This window comes from Actinoallomurus acaciae (assembly GCF_042429965.1).
Taxonomy (GTDB): Bacteria; Actinomycetota; Actinomycetes; order Streptosporangiales; family Streptosporangiaceae; genus Actinoallomurus; species Actinoallomurus acaciae.
Genome location: NZ_JBHLZP010001318.1, coordinates 412 through 653, shown reverse-complemented (window position 1 = coordinate 653; position 242 = coordinate 412). Strand labels below are relative to the sequence as shown.

Below are 242 nucleotides of genomic sequence, written 5' to 3'. Positions count from 1 at the left end.
CGACGGCAACCGTTACTCCGAGGCGCAGACCCTCCGCGCGATGGGCGAGGTCAGCGCCGCCGAGGCGGGCGACCTGCGGGCCCGCGGCGACGGCCTCGCGGCGGACGCCGCCTTCAACCGGGCGGCGCAGGTGCTGGAGCGGGCCGCGGAGATGTTCCGGCTGCGGCACGAGCAGTGGGAGGAGGCACGCTGCCTGCGCGCCGCGGGCGAGGTCGGCGACCCGAAGAACGGTCTGCGCGAGC

General features: G+C 77.3%; 1 protein-coding gene. It reads left to right on the top strand.

All coding sequences use genetic code 11. The features are described from left to right. Nucleotides 1-40: 40 nt before the first annotated feature. Nucleotides 41-242, top strand: a 202-nt coding sequence (locus ACFFNX_RS52305; protein ID WP_378213935.1) for a hypothetical protein, incomplete at its 3' end; no start/stop codon positions are given.